This window comes from Labrys monachus (assembly GCF_030814655.1).
GTDB classification, from domain to species: domain Bacteria; phylum Pseudomonadota; class Alphaproteobacteria; order Rhizobiales; family Labraceae; genus Labrys; species Labrys monacha.
In genome coordinates this window covers 699,788-724,456 of the sequence record NZ_JAUSVK010000001.1, presented here as the reverse complement: position 1 = coordinate 724,456, position 24,669 = coordinate 699,788, and the positions used below count along the sequence as shown (strand labels likewise).

At 67.6% G+C, this 24,669-nt stretch carries 22 protein-coding genes; 12 read left to right on the top strand and 10 right to left on the bottom strand.

The window, feature by feature from the left end; translation table 11 throughout:
* Positions 1-210 precede the first annotated feature (210 nt).
* The 5 genes from J3R73_RS03180 to J3R73_RS03160 all read left to right on the top strand — a co-directional run bounded on the left by J3R73_RS03180 (position 211) and on the right by J3R73_RS03160 (position 5,443).
* Positions 211-1,248 carry a sulfate ABC transporter substrate-binding protein gene (locus tag J3R73_RS03180; protein WP_307422311.1) on the top strand — a complete coding sequence of 346 codons (1,038 nt, stop codon included), beginning with the start codon at positions 211-213 and terminating at the stop codon, positions 1,246-1,248.
* Positions 1,249-1,400: 152 nt separating this feature from the next.
* On the top strand, positions 1,401-2,261 hold the full coding sequence (gene cysT, locus J3R73_RS03175; protein ID WP_307422309.1) for a sulfate ABC transporter permease subunit CysT: 861 nt from the start codon (positions 1,401-1,403) through the stop codon (positions 2,259-2,261).
* Positions 2,254-3,156, top strand: a complete 903-nt coding sequence (cysW, locus tag J3R73_RS03170; protein WP_307422307.1) for a sulfate ABC transporter permease subunit CysW — start codon at positions 2,254-2,256, stop codon at positions 3,154-3,156. The genes cysT and cysW overlap by 8 nt, the downstream gene beginning before the upstream one ends.
* A gap of 11 nt (positions 3,157-3,167) precedes the next feature.
* Positions 3,168-4,283: a sulfate/molybdate ABC transporter ATP-binding protein gene (locus tag J3R73_RS03165; RefSeq protein ID WP_307422305.1), complete on the top strand. Its 1,116-nt coding sequence runs from the start codon at positions 3,168-3,170 to the stop codon at positions 4,281-4,283.
* Between the two features lie 152 nt (positions 4,284-4,435).
* Positions 4,436-5,443, top strand: a complete 1,008-nt coding sequence (locus tag J3R73_RS03160; protein WP_307422303.1) for a bile acid:sodium symporter family protein — start codon at positions 4,436-4,438, stop codon at positions 5,441-5,443.
* A 212-nt stretch (positions 5,444-5,655) separates the two neighbouring features.
* Here the strand turns inward: J3R73_RS03160 and tolB are convergent, their stop codons facing one another.
* The 5 genes from tolB to ybgC form a co-directional block, all read right to left on the bottom strand.
* The gene (gene tolB, locus J3R73_RS03155; RefSeq protein ID WP_307422301.1) at positions 5,656-6,978 is read right to left on the bottom strand and encodes a Tol-Pal system beta propeller repeat protein TolB; all 1,323 of its coding nucleotides are present in this window, start codon (positions 6,976-6,978) and stop codon (positions 5,656-5,658) included.
* A 41-nt stretch (positions 6,979-7,019) separates the two neighbouring features.
* Positions 7,020-8,447 (bottom strand): cell envelope integrity protein TolA, encoded by a 1,428-nt coding sequence (tolA, locus tag J3R73_RS03150; protein ID WP_307422298.1) that lies wholly within the window; start codon positions 8,445-8,447, stop codon positions 7,020-7,022.
* A 43-nt stretch (positions 8,448-8,490) separates the two neighbouring features.
* The gene (locus J3R73_RS03145) at positions 8,491-8,949 is read right to left on the bottom strand and encodes an ExbD/TolR family protein (protein ID WP_307422296.1); all 459 of its coding nucleotides are present in this window, start codon (positions 8,947-8,949) and stop codon (positions 8,491-8,493) included.
* 39 nt (positions 8,950-8,988) lie between these two features.
* Positions 8,989-9,708 carry a protein TolQ gene (tolQ, locus tag J3R73_RS03140; RefSeq protein WP_307422294.1) on the bottom strand — a complete coding sequence of 240 codons (720 nt, stop codon included), beginning with the start codon at positions 9,706-9,708 and terminating at the stop codon, positions 8,989-8,991.
* A gap of 375 nt (positions 9,709-10,083) precedes the next feature.
* Positions 10,084-10,557: a tol-pal system-associated acyl-CoA thioesterase gene (ybgC, locus tag J3R73_RS03135; RefSeq protein WP_307422292.1), complete on the bottom strand. Its 474-nt coding sequence runs from the start codon at positions 10,555-10,557 to the stop codon at positions 10,084-10,086.
* A gap of 93 nt (positions 10,558-10,650) precedes the next feature.
* Between ybgC and ybgF the strand changes: the two genes are divergently transcribed.
* The 3 genes from ybgF to ftsH all read left to right on the top strand — a co-directional run bounded on the left by ybgF (position 10,651) and on the right by ftsH (position 15,268).
* Positions 10,651-11,823 carry a tol-pal system protein YbgF gene (ybgF, locus tag J3R73_RS03130; RefSeq protein ID WP_307422290.1) on the top strand — a complete coding sequence of 391 codons (1,173 nt, stop codon included), beginning with the start codon at positions 10,651-10,653 and terminating at the stop codon, positions 11,821-11,823.
* Between the two features lie 147 nt (positions 11,824-11,970).
* A complete protein-coding gene (gene tilS / locus J3R73_RS03125) occupies positions 11,971-13,023 on the top strand; it encodes a tRNA lysidine(34) synthetase TilS (RefSeq protein ID WP_307422288.1) in 1,053 nt (350 codons plus the stop codon).
* Positions 13,024-13,336: 313 nt separating this feature from the next.
* Positions 13,337-15,268, top strand: a complete 1,932-nt coding sequence (gene ftsH, locus J3R73_RS03120; RefSeq protein WP_307422286.1) for an ATP-dependent zinc metalloprotease FtsH — start codon at positions 13,337-13,339, stop codon at positions 15,266-15,268.
* 422 nt (positions 15,269-15,690) lie between these two features.
* Here ftsH and J3R73_RS03115 read toward each other — a convergent pair whose 3' ends face one another.
* Complete coding sequence (locus J3R73_RS03115; RefSeq protein ID WP_307437062.1) at positions 15,691-17,475, bottom strand: ABC transporter transmembrane domain-containing protein; 1,785 nt, start codon at positions 17,473-17,475, stop codon at positions 15,691-15,693.
* Between the two features lie 325 nt (positions 17,476-17,800).
* Here J3R73_RS03115 and mgtE point away from each other — a divergent pair, with 325 nt between their 5' ends.
* Positions 17,801-19,174: a magnesium transporter gene (gene mgtE, locus J3R73_RS03110; protein WP_307422284.1), complete on the top strand. Its 1,374-nt coding sequence runs from the start codon at positions 17,801-17,803 to the stop codon at positions 19,172-19,174.
* Positions 19,175-19,383: 209 nt separating this feature from the next.
* Positions 19,384-19,611 carry a 50S ribosomal protein L31 gene (rpmE, locus tag J3R73_RS03105; protein WP_307422282.1) on the top strand — a complete coding sequence of 76 codons (228 nt, stop codon included), beginning with the start codon at positions 19,384-19,386 and terminating at the stop codon, positions 19,609-19,611.
* Positions 19,612-19,926: 315 nt separating this feature from the next.
* Here the strand turns inward: rpmE and J3R73_RS03100 are convergent, their stop codons facing one another.
* Positions 19,927-20,124, bottom strand: coding sequence for a DUF1192 domain-containing protein (locus J3R73_RS03100; RefSeq protein ID WP_307422280.1), 198 nt, complete (start codon positions 20,122-20,124; stop codon positions 19,927-19,929).
* Positions 20,125-20,187: 63 nt separating this feature from the next.
* Complete coding sequence (locus J3R73_RS03095) at positions 20,188-21,072, bottom strand: DUF1444 family protein (protein ID WP_307422278.1); 885 nt, start codon at positions 21,070-21,072, stop codon at positions 20,188-20,190.
* A 428-nt stretch (positions 21,073-21,500) separates the two neighbouring features.
* Between J3R73_RS03095 and J3R73_RS03090 the strand changes: the two genes are divergently transcribed.
* The gene (locus tag J3R73_RS03090) at positions 21,501-22,217 is read left to right on the top strand and encodes a DUF1013 domain-containing protein (protein ID WP_307422276.1); all 717 of its coding nucleotides are present in this window, start codon (positions 21,501-21,503) and stop codon (positions 22,215-22,217) included.
* On the opposite strand, the gene J3R73_RS03085 is transcribed toward J3R73_RS03090, so the two are convergent.
* Together J3R73_RS03085 and J3R73_RS03080 are read right to left on the bottom strand one after the other, a co-directional pair.
* Positions 22,201-23,169: a DMT family transporter gene (locus J3R73_RS03085; protein ID WP_307422274.1), complete on the bottom strand. Its 969-nt coding sequence runs from the start codon at positions 23,167-23,169 to the stop codon at positions 22,201-22,203. The two genes, J3R73_RS03090 and J3R73_RS03085, sit on opposite strands and share 17 nt — an antisense overlap.
* Before the next feature lie 137 nt (positions 23,170-23,306).
* Positions 23,307-23,600: a hypothetical protein gene (locus tag J3R73_RS03080; protein WP_307422273.1), complete on the bottom strand. Its 294-nt coding sequence runs from the start codon at positions 23,598-23,600 to the stop codon at positions 23,307-23,309.
* 121 nt (positions 23,601-23,721) lie between these two features.
* On the opposite strand from J3R73_RS03080, the gene gcvA reads away from it, so the two are divergent.
* The gene (gene gcvA / locus J3R73_RS03075; protein WP_307422271.1) at positions 23,722-24,654 is read left to right on the top strand and encodes a transcriptional regulator GcvA; all 933 of its coding nucleotides are present in this window, start codon (positions 23,722-23,724) and stop codon (positions 24,652-24,654) included.
* Positions 24,655-24,669 lie beyond the last annotated feature (15 nt).

Here is a 24,669-nt window from a genome sequence, read left to right as displayed (position 1 = left end):
CAGCACTCAACCGCGAGCGACCTGATTCTATGGTTAACGGAGTGCTGCCGGATTCTGGCACAAAGGTGGCCTTGGTCCGCTGCCGGGCGATTAGGGCATACCGATGCAGAAATGTCACACATCGTTTTTCTGCGGATTGCCGCGTTTCACACATTGACAATGTCGATTGATTTAGTAGACGATAGCCCAATGTTGATTTCGGGTCCCGTCATGACAAAGCCTCTCAGCCTCGCCCGCCTCCGGGATACGGCCGCCGTCCTCGTCGCCCTCGGCTTCGTGCTGTGGATGACGTTCGGAGCCCATGCAGCCGGACTGCTCAACGTGAGCTACGATCCGACGCGCGAACTCTACAAGGACATCAACAAGGCCTTCGCGGCCGACTGGAAGGCCAAGACCGGCGAGGATGTCACCATCCGGCAGTCCCATGGCGGCTCCGGCAAGCAGGCCCGCGCCGTCATCGACGGCCTCGACGCCGATGTGGTGACGCTCGCCCTCTCCGGCGACATCGACGCCATCGCCGCCCAGACCAAGAAGATCCCCGAGAACTGGCAGAGCCGCCTGCCGCACGGCTCCTCGCCCTATACCTCGACGATCGTGCTCGTGGTGCGCAAGGGCAACCCCAAGGGCATCAAGGACTGGGACGACCTCGTCAAGCCCGGCGTTTCCGTGATCACCGCCAATCCGAAGTCGGGCGGCGGCGCGCGCTGGAACTATCTGGCGGCCTGGGGCTATGCCCATGAGAAGTTCGGCGGCGACGAGGCCAAGACGCGCGATTTCATCGCCGCGCTCTACCACAATGTCGCGGTGCTCGATTCGGGGGCCCGCGGCTCGACCCTCACTTTTGCCCAGCGCGCCACCGGCGACGTGCTGATCGCCTGGGAGAACGAAGCGTTCCTGACCCTCGACGAGTTCGGCGCCGACAAGTTCGAGATCGTGGTGCCCTCGATCTCGATCCTGGCGCAGCCGCCGGTCGCGGTCGTCGACGGCAATGTCGACGCGAAGGGAACCCGCAAGGAGGCCGAGGCCTATCTGCAGTTCCTCTACACGCCGGCGGCCCAGAAGATCATCGCCCACGACTATTATCGCCCGATCGACGAGGCGGCCGCCGATCCGGCCGACCTCAAGCGCTTTCCCAAGCTCAAGCTGCTGAACATCGACGATCCCGTCTATGGCGGCTGGAAGACGGCGCAGCCCAAGCATTTCGGCGATGGCGGCGTCTTCGACCAGATCTACAAGCCCAAGGGCTGACGTCCTCAAGCGCTGACGTCCCCAAGGGCTGATGCCGCTCCGTCCTCGCAGCCGGGCGGCCCGGAAAACACCGAAATCCCCTGCCCTGCGAAGGGCCAGGGGATTTCGACCGTAAGCGACACCAAAGACAGGCATCATCGATGGCTTCGACCATGACTTCGGCATCGACAGGGAGATGGAGAGACGCCTTCGTCAAGCCCAGTGCCCTGCCGGGCTTCGGCCTGACCATGGGCTACACCATCCTCTATCTCAGCCTCCTCGTGCTGATCCCGCTGGCCGCTCTGATCCTGAAGGCGGGCACGCTCGGCCTGTCCGGCATCGTGGCGGTCGGCGTCGATCCGCGCGTGACCGCGGCGCTGCGCGTCACCTTCGGGATCTCCTTCCTGGCGGCGATCGTCAACGTCGTCTTCGGCACGGTGGTCGCCTGGGTCCTGGCGCGCTACGACTTCACCGGCAAGCGCCTGGTCGACGCCGCAGTCGACCTGCCCTTCGCGCTGCCGACCGCGGTGGCGGGGCTGGCCCTCAGCAGCCTCTACGCGCCCAATGGCTGGCTCGGGCAGTTCTTCGCGCCCTTCGGCATCAAGATCGCCTATTCGCCGATCGGCATCTTCATCGCGCTCGTCTTCATCGGTCTGCCCTTCGTGGTGCGCACGCTGCAGCCGGTGCTCGGGGAGCTCGACAGCGAGATCGAGGAGGCATCCGCCACGCTTGGCGCCTCGCGGCTGCAGACGGTGACGCGGGTCGTGCTGCCGCCGCTGGTTCCCGCCATCCTCACCGGCTTCGCGCTCGCCTTCGCCCGGGCGATCGGCGAATACGGGTCGGTGATCTTCATTTCGGACAATCTGCCCTACCGCTCCGAGATCGTGCCGTCTTTGATCGTGCAGGAACTGGAGCAGAACAAATATGCGCAGGCGACGGCCATCGCCATCATCATGCTGGCCATATCCTTCGTCATGCTGCTGGTGATCAACCTGATCCAGGCCTGGAGCCGCAAGAGGATGGGCCATGTCTAGACCTGCCGCCTCCGAACTCGCCATCGAGCTCTACCGGGATCCGCCGGTCTCGCGCGAGCACAACGTCACCACGGAAGCACGCTGGTTCCGCTGGCTCCTCACCGGCATCGCGCTCGTCTTCCTGGCGCTGTTCCTGGTGATGCCGCTGCTCGACGTCTTCTACGAAGCGTTCCAATACGGCGTGGCGACCTATCTCCAGGCGCTGGAGGACCCCGACACGCTCGACGCCGTGATGATGACACTGCTCGTCGCGGCCATCGCGGTTCCCCTCAACATCGTCTTCGGCATCGTCGCCGCCTGGGCGGTGGCGAAGTTCGACTTCAAGGGAAAGAGCCTGCTGACGACGCTGATCGACCTGCCCTTCTCGGTTTCGCCCGTCGTCGCCGGCCTCGTCTTCGTGCTGCTGTTCGGCGCGCAGGGCGTTTTCGGCCCCTTCCTCGCCGCGCACCGCATCCCGATCATCTTCGCGGTGCCGGGCATCGTGCTCGCCACCCTCTTCGTGACCTTCCCCTTCGTCGCCCGCGAGCTCATTCCCGTGATGGAAGCGCAGGGCAAATCGGACGAGGAAGCCGCCCTCACCCTCGGCGCCTCGCCGCTGAAGATGTTCTGGACGGTCACCATACCCAACATACGCTGGGGCCTGCTCTACGGCGTCCTGTTGTGCAATGCGCGGGCCATGGGCGAGTTCGGCGCCGTCTCCGTGGTGTCCGGCCACATCATCGGCGGCACCAACACCATGCCGCTGCATATCCAGATCCTCAACGAGGGCGGCGACACCGCCGCGGCCTTCTCGGTCGCGTCCCTCCTCGCCTTGCTCGCCCTCGTCACCCTCGTCGCCAAGACGCTGCTCGAATGGCGCTACGGCGACGAGCTGGCGCGCAGCCATAAACATTGACGGAGACCGCCATGGACATCCGCGTTACCGGCCTCACCAAGAATTACGGCGTCTCCCCGGCGCTGCACGGCGTCGACATCGACATCCGCTCGGGCGAGCTGCTCGGCCTGCTGGGCCCCTCCGGCTCCGGCAAGACGACGCTCCTGCGCATCATCGCCGGCCTCGAGCAGCCGAGCGGCGGCACGGTGTTCTTCGGCGAGGAGGACACCGCCCGGATGAGCGTGCAGCAGCGGCGTGTCGGCTTCGTGTTCCAGCATTATGCGCTGTTCCGGCACCTGTCCGTCGCCGACAACATCGCCTACGGCCTGCGCGTGCGCAAGCGCGCCCAGCGGCCGCCCGAGGCCGAGATCGTGAAGCGGGTCGCCGACCTGCTCGACCTCGTCCAGCTCGGCAGCTTCGGCACGCGCTTCCCCGCCCAGCTCTCCGGCGGCCAGCGCCAGCGCGTGGCGCTCGCCCGCGCCCTAGCCGTCGAACCCAAGGTGCTGCTGCTGGACGAGCCCTTCGGCGCGCTCGATGCCAAGGTGCGCAAGGACCTGCGCAGCTGGCTGCGCACCATCCACGATAGGACCGGCCACACCACCATCTTCGTCACCCACGACCAGGACGAGGCACTCGAACTGTCGGACCGCATCGCCGTGCTCGACAAGGGACGGATCGACCAGCTCGGCGTGCCCGACGAGATCTACGACCACCCGGCCTCGCCCTTCGTCTTCGGCTTCATCGGCGAATCGAGCCGCGTGCCCGTCATCCTCTCGGCCGGACGCATCCTGTTCGAGGGCTCGACCCTGCCCTTCGACGCCGAGGGCCTGCCCGACGGTCCAGCCAGCCTGTTCGTGCGCCCGCACGACGTGGCGCCGGTGGAACCGGTCCCGACCACGCTGAACGGGCTCGTGGTGGCGCAGCGCCGCGTCGGCGCCACGCGGCGGCTCGAAGTCGCGCTCGGGGCGCAGCGCACCATCGTCGAAGCCGACCTGCCGAGCCTGCGCAGCAGCGAGCTCAACAACAAGCCGGTCGGCCTCAGGATCCTGAACGCCACGGTCTTCGCCGCCTCGGGCGAGGCCCGTTATTTTCGCAGTTCCGCCAAGGAGCCCGTGATCGTCAGGCCCAGCGCCTTCCACCGGGCCTGACGCGGAGACGCGCCCTGCGCCTCGGGCAGGGCCGCCCTGCATCCATGCGATGCCGCCTGTGCGAAAATCGGCTATGATGCCGGGCCCGGACGTGGAATGATCGCCGGTGCCGTTTTTCGACATCGACAGCGCTCTTTTCATACGGATCGATCTTGTTCTCTCGCATACGCCCCGACAATTTCACATTGGCGCTGGTCGCGACCGTCACCCTGGCGAGCTTCCTGCCGATCCAGGGCATGGCCGCCGAATTCTTCGGCTATCTCGTCAATGCCGCCATCGCCCTGCTGTTCTTCCTGCACGGCGCGCGCCTTTCGCGCGAGACCGCCCTCGCCGGCCTCTCCCATTGGCGCCTGCACATCACCATCGTCCTCTCGACCTTCGTGCTGTTTCCGCTGCTCGGCCTGGCGATCGACCACGGTCTCGCGTCCGTGCTGACGCCGGCGATGGCGAGCGGCATCCTGTTCCTGTGCATCCTGCCCTCGACGGTGCAGTCCTCGATCGCCTTCACCTCGATCGCCGGCGGCAATGTGCCTGCCGCCGTCTGCGCGGCCTCCGGCTCCAATATTTTCGGCATCTTCCTCACGCCGATCCTTGCCGGCATCCTGTTCAGCGCCCGCGGCGTCGGCTTTTCCGCCTCGGTGCTGACGACGATCCTGCTGCAGCTCTTCCTGCCCTTCGTGCTCGGGCAGGTGCTGCAGCCCTGGATCGGCAATTTCGTCCGCCGCCACCGCAGCGTCCTCTCGCTGGTCGATCGCGGCTCGATCCTGATGGTGGTCTATCTCGCCTTCAGCGAGGCGGTCGTCACCGGGCTGTGGCGGCAGAACTCCGTGGGATCGCTCGTCGTCGTGGCGGTGGTCAACGCGCTGCTGCTGGCGCTGGTCCTGCTGGTGACCACCTATGGCAGCCGCTGGCTCGGCTTCGCCAAGGAAGACGAGATCACCATCGTGTTCTGCGGCTCCAAGAAGAGCCTGGTGAGCGGCATTCCGATGGCGACGGTGATCTTCGCGGGCCAGAATATCGGCGCGATCGTGCTGCCGCTGATGCTGTTCCACCAGATCCAGCTGATGACCTGCGCGGTCCTCGCCCAGCGCTACGCCAGACGGCTGAAGCCGGGCACGGCCATGCCGGACGCGGCCCCGCAGCCGGTCAAGGCGGCGTAGGGAACGCCGAGCCCGCCGGATGGAAGGGCGATCACCGATCGCCCTTCTTGGAAACATCGAGCCCACCGGGACGGGAAGAGGTCGATCGGGGATCGACCCTCCGACCCGCGTTCAGTCCGGCGCATACCTGCCGCAGATGGAGGGGCGATCACCGATCGCCCTTCTTGGAGACGCCGAGCCCATACCGAGGCGCGGCGCCTATCCAGCCGCCCTCAATTCGGGCTCATGCTGGCCGACCAGGCAGGATCGGAGGCGAAGCCCGGCGTCGGCACGCGCTGTTCGGGCGTGCCGAAGATCGAGGCCTGCCAGAGCTGCGGACCCTGGCCGAGGTCGCGGAACCACATCACATACAGGCCATTCGGCGCCCAGGTCGGCCCCTCATTGTGGAAGCCGTCGGTCAGCATGCGCTCGCCCGAGCCATCGGGATGCATCACGCCGATGCCGAACTTGCCGTCCTTCTGGCGGGTGAAGGCGATGAGGTCGCTGCGCGGCGACCACACCGGCGTCGAATAGCGCGCCCCGCCCTCGCCCGAGGTGACGCGCTGCTGGTTCGAGCCGTCGGCGTTCATGATATAGATCTGCTGGGTGCCGCCGCGATCCGACTCGAACACGATCCGGCTGCCGTCGGGCGAGTAGGACGGCGCGGTATCGATGGCGCTTCCCTCGGTCAGCGCGCCGACCTGATGCGTCTGCAGGTTCATGACGTTGATCGCCGCCGCGCCGTTCTGCTCGAGGCTCATGACGATCTTGCGGCCGTCGGGCGAAAAGCGCGGCGCGAAGGTCATGCCGGGGAAGTTGCCGACCACCTCGCGCTGGCCCGTCTCGATGTTGAGCAGGAACACGCGCGGATCGGCGTCGCCGAACGACATATAGGTCAATTCCTGGCTGGTCGGCGAGAAGCGCGGCGTCAGCACGAGATCATTGCCCCGGCTGAGGTAATGCACATTGGCGCCGTCCTGGTCCATCACGGTCAGCCGCTTGCGGCGCTGGTCCTTCGGGCCGGATTCGTCGATGAAGGCAATGCGCGTGTCGAAGGCGCCGGGCTCGCCGGTCACCGATTTGAAGATCGAGTTGGCGACCATATGGGCGAGCCGCCGCCAGTTCGCGGCATTGGTGGCGAACTGCTCGCCGGCGATCTGCCTGCCCTGCGCGATGTCCCAGACGCGGAACTGCACCCGGATGCTGCCGTCGCCGGCCGGGATGACCTTGCCCGCGACGACGACCTGGGCGTTCAGCGTCTGCCAGCTGCTGAAATTCGGCGCGGCATCGGGGCCGACCTGTTCGACGAACGCCTTGGGATCAATCGGCTGGAACAGGCCGGAGCGGCTGAGATCGTTGCTGACGATGCCCGATATGTCGCGGCCGCCGCCATTCATGCTCATGATTGCGACGGAAACGGGCTGTATGCTGGTACCGCCGTCGACCTGCAGTGTCAGAATCTCGGCCGTCGCCGGCGTCGCGATGCCGAGAGCGGCCAGGGCCAGGGCGGCCGCGAGCAGGCGAACCGGCTTGAGGGCGATGAGGACGAAGGACATCATGATCTCATGCGTTCCGTTACGAGGCGATGGCGTGATCCTCAGAACCCGCTCGGCTTGACGACCAGGTTGAAGACTTTCCATGAGGCGTAGAGCTCGCGCCTGAATTTGAGGGGGTTCTGGGCGGTGATGCAGCGTATCACGGCGCGGGTCGCCGTGTTGCCGGCGGAGGGGCTGCCGGCCTTGACCAGTTGCGGCGTCGCGGCCAGCGTTCCGTCCTCGTTCATCTGCAGGCGCAGGGTCGCGACCGAGGCGCTGGCATCCGCAGCGAAGGACGGCGGCAGGCAGGGCTTGATCTGCTGGTTGATCATGCTCTGCATCGCCATCTGCTCGCTGATGCTCAGCTTGGGCGCATCCGCGTCGGGCGCGCCGGTCGAGGCCGTCTGGCTCGGGGCATCGCCCGTCCGGGCGGCGCGGGCAGCCGGCTCCCGGCTCGGGACGGTGGCGGGAGCGCCGGCCGAAGCCACCTTGGTGTTCTTCTTCGACGCGTGCTTACCGATGACCGCTTCGATATTGTTGATGTCGAAGGCGGCCGCCTGCTTCCTGGCCGCCTCGGCCTTGGCAGCGGCGACCTTCTCGGCTTCCGCCTTGGCCGCGGCCGCGGCCGCTGCCTTCGCGGCCTCCGCCTTGGCCTGCGCCACCTTCTCGGCCTCGGCCTTCGCGGCGGCGGCCTTGGCCGCTTCGGCCTTCGCGACCTTGTCAGCCTGCGCCTTGGCAGCAGCAGCCTTGGCGGCGTCGGCCTTGGCCTCGGCGACCTTGTCCGCCTGCGCCTGCGCGGCCGCCTCGGCGTCGGCCTTCGCCTGCGCCAGCTTTTCGGCATCGGCGGCGGCCTTGGCGGCAACGGCCTTGGCCGCCGCAGTCTTGGCCTGCGCCGCCTTCTCGGCCTCTGCCTTGGCAGCGGCCGTCTTGGCCTCCTCGGCCTTGGCGGCATCGGCCTTGGCCTGCGCATCGGCTTTAGCCTGCGCGTCCGCGGCGTCGACGGCGGCCTGCGCCATCTGCGCGAGCGCCTTGGAATCCGGCGCATCGACCGGCTTGTCGACCTTCCTGGGCGTCGGCTTGGCCGGCTTGGCTTCGGCCTGCTGCGGCGGCGTCGGCGGCTCGGGCACCGGCTCGATGTTGGGCCGCGGCGGCGGAGGCGGCGCGTCGGCCTCGGCGGTCTGCTGCGTATCGGGCTGGTCGTCGCGCTGCGGCGGCAGCGGCGGCGTCACCGCATCGGCCTTGACGGGCACATTGCTGTCGGGCGTGTCGGTCGGCGGCGCCACCTTGTCGACCTTCCGGGCCTGCCTGGTCTGTTCCTTCGCCGTCTTCTCGCCCTTGGTCAGCGCGTCGAATTGCTGCGAGGTCATGACCTCGACGGGCAGGCTTTCCATGGGGGGCTCGAGCGGCTGCGCACCCGGAAGCACGAAGATCATCGCGCCCAGGATCAGCACATGCAAAACCGCCGAAACGGGAAGCCCATAATCACGCATCGTACTCAAACCGACCCTTGCTTCGAACCGACCCCTGGGCCGCCTACTGGTTGTCCTGGTCGGTGATCAGGGCAACCTTCTTGTACCCCGCTCCCGAGATGCGGCCCATGACCTGCATGATGGCCCCGTAATTCGCCGCCTTGTCGCCGCGCACGAAGATCCGCTCGTCCGTGCCCGCGCCCTGGCCGGCGATGGCCTGCAGATGGCCGAGGAGATCGGTCTCCGGCGTCTCGCTGTCGTTGATGTAGACCTGCCCGTCCGCCTTGATCGAGACGGTCAGCGGCTTCTTGTCGACATTGAGCGCCCCCGCCGCGCTCTGCGGCAGGTCCAGCGTCACGCCCGAGGTGAGGAGGGGCGCCGCGACCATGAAGATGATGAGGAGGCAGAGCATGACGTCGATGAACGGCGTCATGTTGATGTCGGCGATCGGCGCCTTGTGCCGCCGCCGGCGGCGGGCGCCGCCCCCCGATCCGCCCGATCCTGCCGCGAGACTTCCAGCCATGACCTGTCCTTGCTGTTGGGATGCCGCCGGGAGGCCCGCTCAGGCGGCCATGCGCTCGTCGATCTGGCGCGACAGAATCGCGGAGAACTCGTCGGCGAAGCCCTCGAGGCGGCCCTGCTGCTTGGAGACTTCCGCATTGAACTTGTTGTAGGCGATGACCGCGGGGATGGCGGCGATCAGGCCCATGGCGGTGGCGAACAGCGCTTCCGAGATGCCCGGCGCCACCGCGGCGAGCGAGGTGTTCTTGGTGGCGGCGATCGACTGGAAGGCCGTCATGATGCCGAACACCGTGCCGAACAGGCCGATGAACGGGCCGGACGAGCCGACGGTCGCCAGCACCAGCAGCTTGGATTCCAGCCGCTCGACCTCGCGCTGGATGGTGACGTCCATCACCTTCTCGATGCGGGCCTGGAGGCCGAGGAAGGAACGGCCGGGCGTTTCGAGCGACCGCTTCCATTCGCGCATGGCCGAGACGAACAGGCCGGCCATGCCGCTGTTCTGGCGCTGCGACAGCGACCGGTAGAGATCCTCGAGGCTCTGGCCCGACCAGAAGACCTGCTCGAAACGGTTCATCGCGGAGCGGGACCGCGAGAACAGGATCGTCTTGTCGAAGATGATCGCCCAGCACCACACCGATGCGATCAGCAGGCCCAGCATCACCAGCTTGACGACCCAATGGGCCTGGAGAAACAGCCCCAGAAGGCTGACGTCCCCCACCGGGGCAAGCGCCGTCTGGGCGATATCGACAGTCGAATTCATGGCGTCCAAAATCCTCGTCCTGAAGCCGGCAGGCCGGTGGGCGCCCCTCCGGATGCCTCGCATCCGTCCGAATCATCCCACGACATCAATCCTCATGTGTTCCGCACCCGGCAGACGGAGACAGCTCCCGTCGGGTTCGAATCACACAGGCCACACCAGGCGAACTCAGGAAATCCCGCCGCGCCTCGCTGCGCCCAGCGACAACGACCACGGCGTAAGCCCTTTTCGCCTTTGAATGTGACGGCAGTACGGCACTTTCCTATGCTGCAGGTTGCAGCAGATTCGGTACCTATTGACCATCGCCATCCTTAATGCCGGGTTACGGCGAGCGCGATTTCGCGATTTCGCCGGCGCCGGGCTCCCGGCCGAGCCCTGTCATGCGGTGCTCCCGGCGTCGCCAAGGCCGGCCAGCACGAGGCGGAGCGCCTCCGGCAGCCGCCGGGGCCGTCCGTCCCTGACGCAGACGACGGTGACGCGGGCCGTGGTCAGGATATCCGATCCGCGGCGAATCGTCTGGTCGAGGCCGAGCGAAGACCCGCGCACGAGGCCCGCCCGCGTCTCGACCGCGACGATGTCGTCCATCAGGGCCGGCCGCAGGAACTCGACATTCATCGACCGCACGGCGAAGGCGACGCCTTCGTCCCGGTGCAGCGAGCGCTGGTCGATTCCGAGCGCCCGGATGAATTCGGTGCGGCCGCGCTCGAAGAAACGCAGGTAATTGGCGTGGTAGACGATGCCTGAGAAGTCCGTGTCCTCGTAATAGACCCTCAGGGGCAGGACATGGACGTCTCCATCGAGAACGCCGCCGGAAAGCGCCGGGGTCCCTGCCGATGTTTGGTTGCCGATCATTGGGGGAAAGCACCATTCAAAGTTTCGCCGAAGTTGCGCGCTGTGGTATCCGAATGTCCAATCACGGACATTTTGCAACCGGATGAGCCGCCTATGCTCCGCTCTGCCTCCGCCGCCCTTCTCCTGGCCTTGACCCTGGGCGCGGCGCATGCCGCCTCACCCGACGACGGCCTGCTGCCGCCGGGTTCCGTCGGCTCGGCCCAGAACGACCAGGACCAGTACGGCCAGGACAAGGGCGGCCAGGCGTATGACCAGCCGCAATACGGCCAGTCGCAATATGATCAGGCCCCCTCCGCTCAGCCGCCGACTTATCAGGTCTCACCGGCGCGGAGCAACTATGTCGTGGCGCAGAACGACAGCCAGGTGGGCGACCTCCTCGTGCGGGTGCAGCGCCTGGAGGGCGACAATCGACGCCTGAACGGCATGGTCGACGATCTGCAGGCGCAGATCCGCAAGCTGCAGGACGACATGAAGCGCGCCCAGGACGATACCGAATATCGCCTGCAGGCCCTCGAAGGCGGCAAGGGCGGCGCTGCACCGGCGCCGAGGCCGGCGCCGCAGGCTCCCCCCGCGCAGGTGCCGCGGCAGCAGCGCAGCGACGCCGCGCCGCCGCGCCAGCAGAACGGGCTCGGCACGCCGCCCCGTACGCTCGGCACCCTCTCCGGCGGCGATCAGACCGGCACCGCCGGGCAGGATCCGGGCCAGGACCAGATGTCGGCCGACCAGGGCGGCGACGACCTGCAGGCGCCGCCTCCGCCGCGCCAGCGGATGAACTCCTCCACCATCACCCCCGGCCTTCCGGGTGTCGCCGTCGACACCAGCCGGCCGCTCGCCAGCAACGAGCCGGCCGCCGGCATCCCGCCCACCGCGGCGGCGACGCCGGAGGAGGAATACAACAACGACTACCGCCTGATCGCGGCGCAGAAATACGAACAGGCCGAGAGCGCCTTCCGCGGCTTCGTCGAGGCCCATCCCCGGGACAAGCGCGTGCCCGACGCGATCCACTGGATCGGCGAGAGCCTCTACCAGCGCCGGCAATACAGCGATGCGGCCGAGCAGTTCATCAAGGTGACGAAGACCTACGCCAATTCCCGCCGCGCCCCTTCGAGCATGCTGAAGCTCGGCATGTCGCTGGCGGCGATCGGGGAGAAGGACACCGCCTGCGCCACGCTGCTGGAATTGCCGCGCAAATATCCCAAGGCCGGCCCGAGCATCCTGAACGGGGCCAGCCGCGAGGCCAAGCGGAACAGCTGCCCGGGGACGTGAGCGCGACGCCGCATCGGCCCGACCGTGGCCCGTCGGCCGACGGCGGCGCCCGCCTGACGATCGCGGGCCGGCGCCGCCTTTCGCTTCGGTGATTCCGTCGCCGGCCTGCTATAGGAAGGCATGCCCGTCCCGCTCCGGAAAACGCCATTGTACCGCGATGCCGCCGCTTCTCCTCTGTCCGAGGACGAACTGCCCGCCCTCTTCGCGTCCTTCGGCGGGTGCCGGCACATCCTGCTCGCCGTCTCCGGCGGACGCGACTCGACGGCGATGATGCTGCTCGCCGCGCTCCGGCGCCGGCAGGCGGGCGGACCGGACATCAGCGTGGCGACGATCGATCACGGCCTGCGGGACGAGAGCGCCCGTGAATGCGCCCTCGTCCTCGAGCGGGCGGCGAGCCTCGGCCTGCGCGGCCTCATGCGCCGCTGGACCGGCGAGAAGCCGGCGACGCGGCTGCAGGAAAAGGCCCGCGAGGCCCGCTACCGCCTGCTCTCGGAAGCGGCGGCCGATATCGGCGCCGACGCGATCGCCACCGCCCACACGCTGGACGACCAGGCCGAGACGGTGTTGATGCGCCTCGCCCGCGGATCCTCGCTCGACGGGCTCGCCGCGATGCGCGCGGCGACCCGGCGCGGGGCCCTCCTCCATCTGCGTCCGCTCCTCGGCACGCCGAGGGCGCGGCTGACCGCGACGCTCCGGCAGGCGGGAATGCCCTGGATCGACGATCCCTCGAATGTCGATCCCCGCTTCGAGCGCACCCGCATCCGCGACCTGCTCGCCGCGCTCGGCCCGCTCGGCCTTCAGGCCGAGCGGCTCGCCCTTCTCGCCCGCCGCGCCGCCCGCGGCGCCGACGCCCTCGACCATGTCGCGCAGGCGACCCTTGCCGCGGCGATGCGCCGGGACGAGGAAGGCGTCGTGCTGGACCCCGGACTGCTTGCCGGGGTTCCCGCCGAGATCAGGCTGCGCGTGCTCGAAAAGGCCATCGCCGCCGTCCGGACCGGCGACCGGCCGTCCTACCGGCTGCGGCTGGAAAGGCTCGAATCGCTGCAGGCGGAGGCGGAGGCGGCCATCGCGGCGGGGCGCGGGGGATGGCGCCGAAGCCTCGGCGGCGCCCTCGTCAGTCTCGACCGCGACGGCCGGCTTCTCGTCCGTCCGGAGGGCGAGCGGCATCGGGGACGCGGCCCGGCGATGCCGCAGGTGTAGAAAATGTCATGTGCGGCACGCCGAGGCCGGCGCCGCAGCGGAACCTGGCGGCGTCCCGGCGCACCATGACGATCAATTCCTTTTATATTCAGGCGTTTGCCGGCGCCCGTGGCGCGAGATCTCCGCGGCCGGGCCGGCATGCCGGCCCGGCTTTCGGGCCGCCCGGGCGGGGGCCCGGGCAAATCGGCGGGCCATACATTGCCATCTATCGTGCCGGCTCGCCTTGGCATTTGTTTGCCATGTGCCTATTTTAGGCGTGATATCCGGCGACGCCGCTTCCAAACCGGGAGCAAGGCGCCGCGAAAGGCGAGAGATGAACGCGAATTTCCGCAATTTTGCGCTTTGGGTGATCGTGGTGCTGCTTCTGCTGGCGCTCTTCACCCTGTTCCAGAAGTCGGGCCAGAGCGCGGCCGCGAGCAATGTGATCTCCTATTCGGAGCTCCTGAACTCGGCCGACGCCGGCAAGGTCAAGGCGGTGACGATCACCGGCAACGAACTCGCGGGGCAATATACCAATGGCGAGAACTTCTCGACCATCCTGCCCAATGATTCGACCCTGATCAAACGCCTGAGCGACGCCAAGGTGCAGATTTCCGCGGCCCAGCCCGGCGAGGGCACGCCCTGGCTGCTCCAGCTCCTGCTGCAGGCCCTGCCGATCCTCGCCTTGATCGGCGTGTGGATCTTCCTGTCCCGCCAGATGCAGGGGGCGGGCGGCAAGGCCATGGGCTTCGGCAAGTCGAAGGCCAAGCTGCTGACGGAAGCGCATGGCCGCGTCACCTTCGACGACGTCGCCGGCATCGACGAGGCGAAGGAGGACCTGCAGGAGATCGTGGAGTTCCTGCGCGACCCGCAGAAGTTCCAGCGCCTGGGCGGACGCATCCCGCGCGGCGTGCTGCTCGTCGGCCCGCCCGGCACCGGCAAGACGCTGACGGCGCGTGCCGTCGCCGGCGAAGCCAATGTACCCTTCTTCACCATTTCGGGCTCGGACTTCGTCGAGATGTTCGTCGGCGTCGGCGCCAGCCGCGTGCGCGACATGTTCGAGCAGGCCAAGAAGAACGCGCCCTGCATCATCTTCATCGACGAGATCGACGCGGTCGGCCGCCATCGCGGCGCCGGCCTCGGCGGCGGCAATGACGAGCGCGAGCAGACCCTCAACCAGTTGCTGGTCGAGATGGACGGCTTCGAGACCAACGAAGGCATCATCATCATCGCCGCGACCAACCGGCCCGACGTGCTCGATCCCGCTTTGCTGCGGCCGGGCCGCTTCGACCGCCAGATCGTCGTCTCCAACCCCGACCTCTCCGGCCGCGAGAAGATCCTGCGCGTGCATGTGCGCAAGGTGCCGCTTGCTCCCGACGTCGATCTGAGGATCATCGCGCGCGGCACGCCGGGCTTTTCCGGCGCCGACCTGATGAACCTCGTCAACGAGGCCGCCCTGCTCGCCGCGCGCCGCAACAAGCGCATGGTCACCCATGTCGAGTTCGAGGATGCCAAGGACAAGATCCTCATGGGCGCCGAGCGCAAGACCATGGCGATGTCCGACGAGGAGAAGAAGCTGACCGCCTATCACGAGGCCGGCCACGCCATCGTCGGCCTCAACGTGCCCAAGGGTATCCCGGTGCACAAGGCGACGATCATTCCGCGTGGCCGCGCGCTCGGCATGGTCAAGTTCCTGCCCGAGGGCGACCGCTATTCGATGAAATATATCGAGTTCACCTCCCAGCTCGCGGTTGCGATGGGCGGGCGCGTCGCCGAGGAGATGACCTTCGGCAAGGAGAACATCACCTCCGGCGCCTCCGGCGACATCGAGCAGGCGACGCGCATGGCCCGTGCCATGGTCACGCGCTACGGCTATTCGGACGAGCTGGGCACCGTGATGTATGGCGAGAACCAGGACGAGGTCTTCCTCGGCATGTCGATGGGACGCACCCAGAGCGTCTCGGAGGCGACGTCGCAGAAGATCGATGCGGAGGTGCGGCGCCTGATCACCCAGGGCTGGGAGGACGCCAAGCGCATCCTCACCGACCATCACGCCGATCTGGAAAGCCTCGCCCAGGCCCTGCTCGAATATGAGACGCTGACCGGCGACGAGATCCGCGACCTGCTCAACGGCAAGCCGCCCTCACGCGACCCGACGGACGAGCCCGCTTCGCCCCGCGGCTCGGCCATCGCCTCCGGCACCAAGCCCCGCCGCCGCCCGCCGCAGGCGGATCCCGGCGGGCTGGAGCCGGCACCCACGGCGTAGGAGAAGAGATAGAAGGCCGGTCGCGAGACCGGCCTTTTTCGTGGAACCCGTGCTTTGCTGCCCGGCTCTCGCAGGCCATGCCGTCCTCGCCCGCCACGGCCGCGCGGCTCTCCCGGCGTTGGCGACGAGGGCTGCCCATGCGCGCGAAGAGTGAGGAAGAGGCGCTTTTTTTCATAATCGGGCCTGTCCCACGGGTGTTCAGGCTTCGTCCGGAATGAGGACAGGCGGCCCGGCGGGCTTGCCGGGACAAACCCGCCAATGCCAGATCCTGACGGTTGCAGGCCGAGAAACGCCTTGGCTCGGCGCCTGTACGAGAGCCGCCTGCCCTCTTTCCCATCGCACACGGCCTGCTCGGAACAGGCGTCCGGAAGCGCCTCGATCGCCGTCAAGCCGGGAGGGCTGAGAAACCGCTGGCTGTCGCTTCAGGCGGCGTCCCGGAACTGAAGCCGCGCCAGCCGGGCATAGAGGCCGCCGCCGGCGACGAGGGCCTCGTGCGTGCCTTCCTCGACGATCCGCCCGTCCTCGATCACGACGATGCGGTCGGCCGCCTGCACCGTCGCCAGCCGATGGGCGATCACCAGGGTGGTACGGCCGGTCATCAGGCCTTCCAGGGCATGCTGGACGACCTTCTCGCTCTCCGAATCGAGGGCGGAGGTCGCCTCGTCGAGCAGCAGCACCGGCGCGTCCTTGAGGATGGCCCGGGCGATGGCCATGCGCTGGCGCTGGCCGCCCGACAGCGTGACGCCGCGCTCGCCGATCATGGTGTCGTAGCCCATCGGCAAGGCGCGGATGAAATCGTCGGCAGCGGCGAGACGGGCGGCCTGCTCGATGTCGACATCGCTGGCGTCCGGCCGGCCGAAACGGATATTGTCGCGAGCGGAGGCGGCGAAGACCACCGGATCCTGCGCGACCACGGCGATGCGCTGGCGCACGCGCTTGGGATCGGCCGACGGCAGCGGCACGCCGTCGAGGACGATGCGGCCCACCTGCGGGTCGTAATAGCGCAGGAGCAGCTGAAACAGCGTGCTCTTGCCGGCGCCCGAGGGGCCGACGATGGCGACCGTCTCGCCGGGCTTCACGACGAGGTCGATCGCGGTCAGGACGGGCCTGCCCGGCTGCGCCGGATAGGCGAAGCCGACATTCTCGAAGGCGATGGCGCCGCGCGGAGCTTCGGGCAGCGGGACGGGCCGCGCCGGCGCGGTGATCGCCGGGCGCTCGTGCAGAAGCTCGCCGAGCCGTTCGGCCGCGCCCGCCGCCTGGGCGATCTCCGACCAGACCTGGCCGAGCTCCGAGAGGGCGCCGGCGCCGAACACGGCATAGAGGACGAACTGGCCGAGCGCGCCCGCCGTCATCGAGCCGGCGACGACGTCCTGGGCGCCGAGCCAGAGCACGCCGACCACCGAGGCGAAGATCAGGAAGAGGGCGATGGCGGTGAGGAAGGAGCGCGAACGCGTCGACACCGCCGCCGCCTCATAGGCCCGCTCGACGGCGCTCGAAAAGCGGCCGATCGCCAGCCGCTCGGCGGTGAAGGCCTGCACGACCCGCATCGCCCCCACGATCTCGGCGGCATAGGCGGAGGCATCGGCCAGCGTGTCCTGGGCGATGCGCGAGCGCGCGCGCACCGAGCGGCCGAAGGCGAGCAGAGGCAGGACGATGACGGGAATGGCGACCAGCACCAGCACCGACAGCTTCGGGCTCGTCACCACCATCATCACCGCGGCTCCCGTGAACAGGAACAGGTTGCGCAGCGCCACCGAAGCGGAGGAGCCGAACGCCGCTTTGATCTGCGTGGTGTCGGCCGTCAGCCGCGAGATCACCTCGCCGGTCTTGGCGGTGTCGAAGAAGAGCGGCGACAATTCGGTCAGATGGGCGAAGACGGCCGTGCGGACATCGGCCACCACGCGCTCGCCCAGCGTCATGACGAGGTAATAGCGCGAGGCGCTGGCGAGCGCGAGGATGAGCACGACGCCGGTCATGGCGAGGAAGTAGGAATTGATCGCGCTCTCCCGGTCGGCGGAGAAGCCGAAATCGATCATGCGCCGCATCGCCACGGGCACGACGAGCGTGGCCGCCGAGGCAACGGCGAGCGCGACGAAGGCCAGGAAGATACGGCCGCGATAGGCCATGGCATAAGGCAGCAGCGTTCCCAAAGGCTTCAGGGAACGGCGTCTTCTGGCCTCTGCGGCGGTATCGGGAGCGGATTCCATGGCCACGTGACGATCTTCCTTGAGAACGAGCGGGACAATGCAGCGACATCGCATCGCCCGCAATCGCACCCTTCCAAACCGCTTCAGTTTGCCGCGCCGGATCGCGCCGAACGCACTGCAAAAAACTGCTTGACTGCGACGACTTACAGGCGCAATTCGCGGTTACGCCGGTGCACGGATTTTTCCTGCCGGACTCCACGAGACCAACCCCGCCATGCCAAGCGACAGTACCAGTCGAATGTTCGCGCCGTTGACGGCTGAGATGGACTGACCGTTCCCGCGGCTCGTCCTCCTTCCGGCAACGGCCGAAAGGAAGGAAAGAGCCATGGAAGACCTGGCCGAAAAGCATGCCGATGCTGCCGATCGCGATATTCTCGCGCTGTGCCTGCAGCAGGAACATGTCGCTGACATCGTCGAACTCCTCAACGAACAGGATATCGAGGAGCAGGCGCGCGTCCTCATCCACCTGCCGGACGACAAGGCCGTCGAAGTTCTCGACCAGCCCAATCTCGACGATCCCGCGGGCCTGATCGAGGCGCTGCCGACCGAACGGGCGCTCAAGCTGCTTTCCGGCATGTCGTCCGACCGCGTGGCGGACGTCTTCCGCTATATGAACGACCCGCCGCGCGCCGACCTGCTGCGCCAGCTCGACGCGGAGACCCGGACATCGCTGGAGAAGGTGCTGTCCTATCCGGTGGACAGCGCCGGCGCGCTGATGACCACCGAATTCGTCTCCGTGCCCGCCTCCTGGACCGTCGAGCAGACGCTCGACCATATCCGGCGCGTGGAGCGCACGCGCGAGACGATCTACTCGGTCTATGTGCTCGATCCCAAGACGCGCCAGCTTCTCAAGGCCGTGGCGCTGCGCCGCCTGATCACCGCCGATCCCAAGGCCTCTGTCCTCTCGGCGGCCCGCTTCGACAAGCCGATCACCGTCTCGCCCACGGCCGACCGCGAGGAAGTGGCACGGCTGATCTCGAAATACGACCTGCTGGCGGTGCCGGTGGTCGACGAAAGCTGGCACGTCATCGGCATCGTCACCGTCGACGACATCATCGACGCCATCGTGGCCGAAGGCACCGAGGACGCCCAGAAGTTCGGCGGCATGGAAGCGCTCGACGAGCCCTACAACACCATCGGCTTCTGGGCGATGATCAAGAAGCGCGCCGGCTGGCTGTGCATCCTCTTCCTCTCGGAAATGCTGACCGCCAGCGCCATGCAGCATTTCTCCGACGAACTCGACAGAGCCGCCGTGCTCACCCTCTTCATCCCGCTGGTGATGTCCTCGGGCGGCAATTCCGGTTCCCAGGCGACGTCGCTGCTCATCCGCGCCATCGCGCTCGGCGAGGTCAAGCTGCGCGACTGGTGGAAGGTCGCCCTGCGCGAACTGCCGACGGGCATCTGCCTCGGCGCCATCCTCGGCATCCTCGGCGTGCTGCGCATCACCGTCTGGCAGACGGCCGGCTTCTTCGACTACGGCACGCATTGGATCCTCGTCGCCTTCACCATCGCCACGGCGCTGACGGCGATCGTCACCTTCGGCTCGCTGACGGGCTCGATGCTGCCTTTCGCGCTCAAGAAATGCGGCCTCGATCCGGCCAGTGCCTCGGCGCCCTTCGTCGCGACGCTGGTCGACGTCACCGGCCTGGTGATCTACTTCTCGGTCGCCCTCCTCATCCTGAAGGGGACGCTGCTCTAGCGCGTTCGACCGTCGGGTCGAATCACCAGGAATCGCAAAATTCTTGTGATACCAATGTGTTGAATGGGTGAACCGCCCCTGCTTGAACGCATTTTGCTCCAGGAGAGGCTTGTGCCGGCGGGAAATTTGCGCTATCGACCCGCCCACTCATTCGAATTTGACTTGTACGAGCCGGGGTAGCGCTCCGGTGCACAGCAGGATTTGACCCCATGAAGGCCGACATTCATCCGAACTACCACAAGATCAAGGTGCTCATGACCGACGGCACCGAGTTCTTCACCCACTCGACGTGGGGCAAGGAAGGCGACACGCTGCAGCTCGACATCGATCCGAAGTCGCATCCGGCCTGGACCGGCGGTTCGCAGCAGCTCCTCGACCGCGCCGGCCGCGTCTCCAAGTTCAACCAGCGTTTCGCCGGCATCAACTTCAAGCGTTGAGACGTCCTGCCGAGGGAGCCGGGCATTTTCCATGCGGGAATGCCGGCCGTCGCCGGACCGATCCATGAGCGGACCCCCTGGGTCCGCTTTTTTGTTTTGTCGGAGGGGAAGACGGCAGGCTGCGCGCCGCACGACGCCGGCGCCGTCTCGGCGGCACGCCAGCAGAGTCCTCCCCGCCGCTCAAAAAGGAGCCGCGACGAATCGCGGCTGTCAGGGTCGAAGCAGGGAGGAGTCGAACAGCATGAACAGGAGCCACTCGGCATGGTGAGGCTACCGCATAAATCCTAAGATTTGGTTAACGGCAGCCGCCACCCCTCACTTGCCTGTCTTGAAGAAGGCGCTCGCCGCGGACAGCGAGGCGGCCTTGCGTTTCCTGGCCTCCTCCAGCCTGGCGATCTCGGCCTTGAGCAGCTCGATCCGCTCGTCGAGCTCGTGCAGCGAGAGCGCGGAAAGATCCTGCCCGATCTGATGCTGGGCCGGCGGCCGGCGCGGCTCGTCGTCGAAAAGCGTCATGGCATGTCCTCCGTTGCGGCAGAAAACATATAGCGCGTCGAGCGAAGCTGGGAATGCCCTTGCTTAGCCATGCTGGGCCGCCGTCTCCGCCGCCGTGGCGAGCCGCACGCCGCCGGGACCGGCGACGAAGAGCGCGCCGGTCAGCGGATGGGAGAGCGATTCGCTGTCCGTTTCGACATGGGCGGCAAGCATGGCGCGGGCGGCGCAGTCGGGCGTCCACGCCACCAGGCGATCGCGGCCGGGAATGCCGACGATGACGGTATCCGCCAACGCTTTGCGCAACCGCTGCATGAAGCGCGGCGCCAGCAGGCGGGCCGCATCATAACCATCCCCCGCCGCAAGGACCGCATAGGCGCCGGGACCGCCGGCCGGCCGGCTGACCGCGATCGATGTCTTCTCGGACAGCCTGTCGAGCCCGGCGACGGCGGCCGCGTGGACGAGCCCAGGGTCGACGCCCCAGGAGGTCACCATCTCCCGCGTGACGAGAATATAGGACAGGGTCTCGTCCAGCGCATAGACGATGATGTTCTGCGGGGTGAAATCCCGGGACAGAAGCTCGACCGACAGATTGCGGTACGCCGCCGGCGCGATCTGGATCCGGAGCCGCTCCTTGTCCAGCCGCCAGCTTCCGGTCGACGTTTCTCCGTTCTTCCAGTCGCGGGTCAACCGGTCGATGAAGTGGAGGATGGCCTGCTCCCGCGCGGCCCCGCCCAGCCCCTCGACGTCGCGCTGCAGGTTGCCTGTATAGATGTGGGCCGAACCGACGACGATCGTCTCGGGACCCGCCGGCAAGGTGAAACGCAGGGCCGGTCGGCGACGGCGCAGCACCTCGGCGACCTCGTCGCGAAAGCTGCCGTCCCCGCCCGGCTGCGCGAGCGCCCTCGGCAACACCATCATCATGCCCCCCACCACGAGCGCCCCGACGAACGTCCGGCGTCCAAGCCTCATCCCCCCGCCTTCGCCGGTCGGCGAGGCTCGTCCCGCCGTTGATCCGGCCCAGGCCGTGACCTTCGACAACGAAGAGCCGGGCCACCGACAGTCCGGTCCGAAATGCCGGCGATCGGCCCGCCCCCGTACCGCCGCCCGGCGCCGATGAACGTCGCCCGCATGTCCTCGCCCGCCCCGGCCGGCACGCCGTGCACCCGGGAAAGCGAGACTCGGTTTCATGATACCGCCTCCCTTCGCCTTGTCGATACCGAAAGGCGCGCAAATGCGTGCGCGGCCTTTCCTTCCGCTCAAACGCCGACTATATGTAATCGGGAATCCCGACAATCAGCCCGCGTCGGGCTTCGTTCCAGGAGGCTGGAGCGAGGCGGCAGCGGGCTCATGTCCGCAACAGCCCTGTTTCGAGATCAGCCCCGTGAGGAGAAGCCATCATGTCGACCGCCCCGCTGATGCCAAAGGCCACCGCTGTCTGGCTGGTTGAAAACACCGGCCTCACCTTCGACCAGATCGCCGACTTCTGCAAACTCCACCCGCTCGAGGTCAAGGGCATTGCGGATGGCGAGGTCGCGGCCGGCATCAAGGGCCAGGACCCGATCGTCGCCAACCAGCTGACGCGCGATGAGATCCAGCGCGGCGAGCGTGACCAGCATTATCGGCTGAAGCTCGCCGAATCCAAGGTCAAGATCGCCGTCGCCAAGGTCAAGAAGGGCCCGCGCTACACGCCGGTATCCCGGCGCCAGGACCGCCCCAACGCCATCCTCTGGCTGGTGAAGAACCATCCGGAACTGAAGGATGCGCAGATCATGCGGCTGGTCGGCACCACCAAGACCACCATCGCCGCCATCCGCGAGCGCACCCATTGGAACACCCAGCAACTGGCGCCGGCAGACCCCGTCATGCTCGGCCTTTGCTCGCAGATCGACCTCGATTTCGAAGTCGGGCGCGCCTCGAAGGACCGCCCGGCCGAGCCGGAAAGCGCGACGCTGCTGCCGGCGGAGATCACCACCGGGCCGGTCGACCGCTCGCCCCGCGTGGACGACAATCCCTTCGCCTCGCTTTCCGGCTCCTCGCGTCACGTCGAGGACGAGGACAAGCTCGACCTCAACAGCGTCTTCGGCAAGCTGAAGGGCATCAGGCAGAAGGACTGACCTCGGCCTCCGTCACGCCCGCGCCAGCCCCTCCGGCGGACGCGGGCCGGCCCGGCCCCGGGGAGGCCCCGTCCGCCCGGGCGGGCTTCGCCCCCGGCCGCGCATTGTTGAGCCAGAGCGCCGATATGACCAGGACCAGGCTGATCCAGAGCCAGATGTCGGGCCGTTCCTGGAAGAACGCCATCCCATAGAGGACGCCTGCCGGCGCGGCGACATAGATGCTCTGCGCCGTATAGACCGGCCCCCTGTCGCGGATGAGCGTGTAATAGACGATGCGCTCGGCGACCCACATCACGGCGAGGAAGCCGACCAGGCCGTAGCTCGACAGGCTCGGCAGCGCCATCGCCCAGGGCGGGGCTGCGATCAGCAGGACCGGCAGCGCGAAAAGCGCGGAGGCGAAGGATTCCGCCATGCCCGCCTGGTAGACGCTCACATGCGGCGGCCAGCGATGCGCGGTGAACCAGTTGTAGACCGCGAACAGCACGGGGCAGGAAAAGGCCGCCAGCGTCCACAAAGAAAAGCCGCCGCCCTCCGCGTGGTCGCGCGTGACGACCAGCACCACACTGGAGGCGAGCCCGGCCAGCAGGGCGAGCACCCGATGCGGCTGCAGCCGGTCGCGCCCCGTCGCCAGCGCGAGCACATAATTGCAGAACGGCGCGGTGGAGAACACGATCGCCAGCACCGCCGCCGGAATATGGGCCGCGAACATGATCTGCAGCGCGAAGGGCGCATTCAGCAGGCCCCCGCAGCCGAGCCCGTAGAGCAGCAGCCGCCGGTCGGCGAGGCTGCGCCGCAGCGACACACGCCCGCACACCGCCAGTCCGGCGCCGACACCGAGGCCCGCCAGCACGATGATGTGGCTGATCGGCATGCCGTCCGGCCCCAGCACCTTGTAGAAGGACGGCGACAGGCCCCAGAAGGCGCCGAGCAACACGAAATACGCCACATGCACGGGCGGGCCTCCGACGCCCGCTGCCCCGGCAAGGAACTCCCCTGCCGGGACCGGGCGGATCAAGCATGGTGTCGGGAACCCGGCGGCCGGCCGCCGGATCCATGAAGGCCGGACGTCCCGGCCCGGCACTTCGGCGATCAGGCCAGCGGGCGGCCGAAGGCGTCCCGGATTCCGTCGAGCCGGTCGGCCCGCACCGGAAGCACGGCGTCCTCCGGAAAGATGTCGCGCAGAGCCTCGGCACTCATGCCTTCGAAGACCTTCCGGTCGCGCTGCTCGGCCGAACGGGCGCGGAGCTCCTCCAGCCGCGCCTCGATCCATCCCCGCATGCCCGCAAATGAGGAGCGCGAACGCCTCGGCGCCCTCTGCTGCGGCAGCGGGGCATGGCTCCAGTGGCGGCCCCATTCATCGTCGTGAAAATCGATGGTCGACATGGCGCATCCTCAACGAAATGTTAATTTCAAACCCTTGCATGCTTAGTGTTTTCAATGTTTTATCGGCTGAGATCAAGGTAGATGACCTATCTTCATCAACAAGAATAACTTGATGATATCCATGAGCAGATCCGGCATCGGGCTCGGCGCCCTCTGGACTTTCGCGGTCGCCGCCCGCCATCTGAGCTTTGCCCGCGCCGCGACCGAGCTCGACGTCACGCCCGCGGCCGTCAGCAGCCAGATCCGCGCCTTCGAGGAGCGGCTTGGCACGCGCCTGTTCTTTCGCACCAGCCGGACGATGCAACTGACCCGGGCCGGCGAGGAACTGCTCGCCTCCACCGGCGCGGCGCTGCGCACCATCGACGAGGCGCTCCGGCGTGCCGCGGGGACGACGCATCGCGAGACGCTCGCGGTCTCCTCCGGTTCCTCCTTCGCGGCCAAATGGCTGGTGCCCCGCCTGCCGAAGTTCCGGCAGAAATTCCCCGATATCGACATGCGCATCGACATTTCCGACACGCTCGCCGATTTCCGCCGGGACGAGATCGATGTCGGCATCCGCTTCGGCAACGGCGCCTATCCGGGCCTGCGCTCGGACCGCCTGTTCGTCGAGGACGTGTTTCCGATCTGCAGCCCCAAGCTGCTGGAGGGACCGCGGCCCCTGCGCGAGCCGGACGACCTGCGCCATTTCACGCTGATCCATCTCGACTGGCACGCCCAGGACGACATCTGGCCGGACTGGCGCATGTGGCTGCTGGCGGCCAAGGCCGACAAGCCGGACCCGACCCGCGGCCTCCATTTCAGCCAGTCGATCATGGCCCTGCAGGCGGCGGTCGACGGCCAGGGCGTCGCCCTCGGCAACACCAGCCTCGTGGGCGATGACCTCGCCGCCGGCCGCCTCATCCGGCCGTTCGACCCCGCTTTGAAGATCGCGTCCGATTTCGCCTATTATCTCGTCGCGCCCAGGGCCCGGGCCGACAAGCCGATGATCAAGGCGTTCCGCGAATGGATGCTGGCCGAGATCGCGCAGGGAGGCGTCGAGACGGCCGCCGGCTGACGAGACACGCGCCGG

Bases quoted from the DNA above. Each gene is read 5' to 3' on its own strand.
- J3R73_RS03180 (WP_307422311.1), top strand. From the start codon at position 211: ATGACAAAGCCTCTCAGCCTCGCCCGCCTCCGGGATACGGCCGCCGTC.
- cysT (WP_307422309.1), top strand. From the start codon at position 1,401: ATGACTTCGGCATCGACAGGGAGATGGAGAGACGCCTTCGTCAAGCCC.
- cysW (WP_307422307.1), top strand. From the start codon at position 2,254: ATGTCTAGACCTGCCGCCTCCGAACTCGCCATCGAGCTCTACCGGGAT.
- J3R73_RS03165 (WP_307422305.1), top strand. From the start codon at position 3,168: ATGGACATCCGCGTTACCGGCCTCACCAAGAATTACGGCGTCTCCCCG.
- tolB (WP_307422301.1), bottom strand. From the start codon at position 6,978: ATGTCCTTCGTCCTCATCGCCCTCAAGCCGGTTCGCCTGCTCGCGGCC.
- tolA (WP_307422298.1), bottom strand. From the start codon at position 8,447: ATGCGTGATTATGGGCTTCCCGTTTCGGCGGTTTTGCATGTGCTGATC.
- J3R73_RS03145 (WP_307422296.1), bottom strand. From the start codon at position 8,949: ATGGCTGGAAGTCTCGCGGCAGGATCGGGCGGATCGGGGGGCGGCGCC.
- tolQ (WP_307422294.1), bottom strand. From the start codon at position 9,708: ATGAATTCGACTGTCGATATCGCCCAGACGGCGCTTGCCCCGGTGGGG.
- ybgC (WP_307422292.1), bottom strand. From the start codon at position 10,557: ATGATCGGCAACCAAACATCGGCAGGGACCCCGGCGCTTTCCGGCGGC.
- ybgF (WP_307422290.1), top strand. From the start codon at position 10,651: ATGCTCCGCTCTGCCTCCGCCGCCCTTCTCCTGGCCTTGACCCTGGGC.
- ftsH (WP_307422286.1), top strand. From the start codon at position 13,337: ATGAACGCGAATTTCCGCAATTTTGCGCTTTGGGTGATCGTGGTGCTG.
- J3R73_RS03115 (WP_307437062.1), bottom strand. From the start codon at position 17,475: ATGGAATCCGCTCCCGATACCGCCGCAGAGGCCAGAAGACGCCGTTCC.
- mgtE (WP_307422284.1), top strand. From the start codon at position 17,801: ATGGAAGACCTGGCCGAAAAGCATGCCGATGCTGCCGATCGCGATATT.
- rpmE (WP_307422282.1), top strand. From the start codon at position 19,384: ATGAAGGCCGACATTCATCCGAACTACCACAAGATCAAGGTGCTCATG.
- J3R73_RS03100 (WP_307422280.1), bottom strand. From the start codon at position 20,124: ATGACGCTTTTCGACGACGAGCCGCGCCGGCCGCCGGCCCAGCATCAG.
- J3R73_RS03095 (WP_307422278.1), bottom strand. From the start codon at position 21,072: ATGAGGCTTGGACGCCGGACGTTCGTCGGGGCGCTCGTGGTGGGGGGC.
- J3R73_RS03090 (WP_307422276.1), top strand. From the start codon at position 21,501: ATGTCGACCGCCCCGCTGATGCCAAAGGCCACCGCTGTCTGGCTGGTT.
- J3R73_RS03080 (WP_307422273.1), bottom strand. From the start codon at position 23,600: ATGTCGACCATCGATTTTCACGACGATGAATGGGGCCGCCACTGGAGC.
- gcvA (WP_307422271.1), top strand. From the start codon at position 23,722: ATGAGCAGATCCGGCATCGGGCTCGGCGCCCTCTGGACTTTCGCGGTC.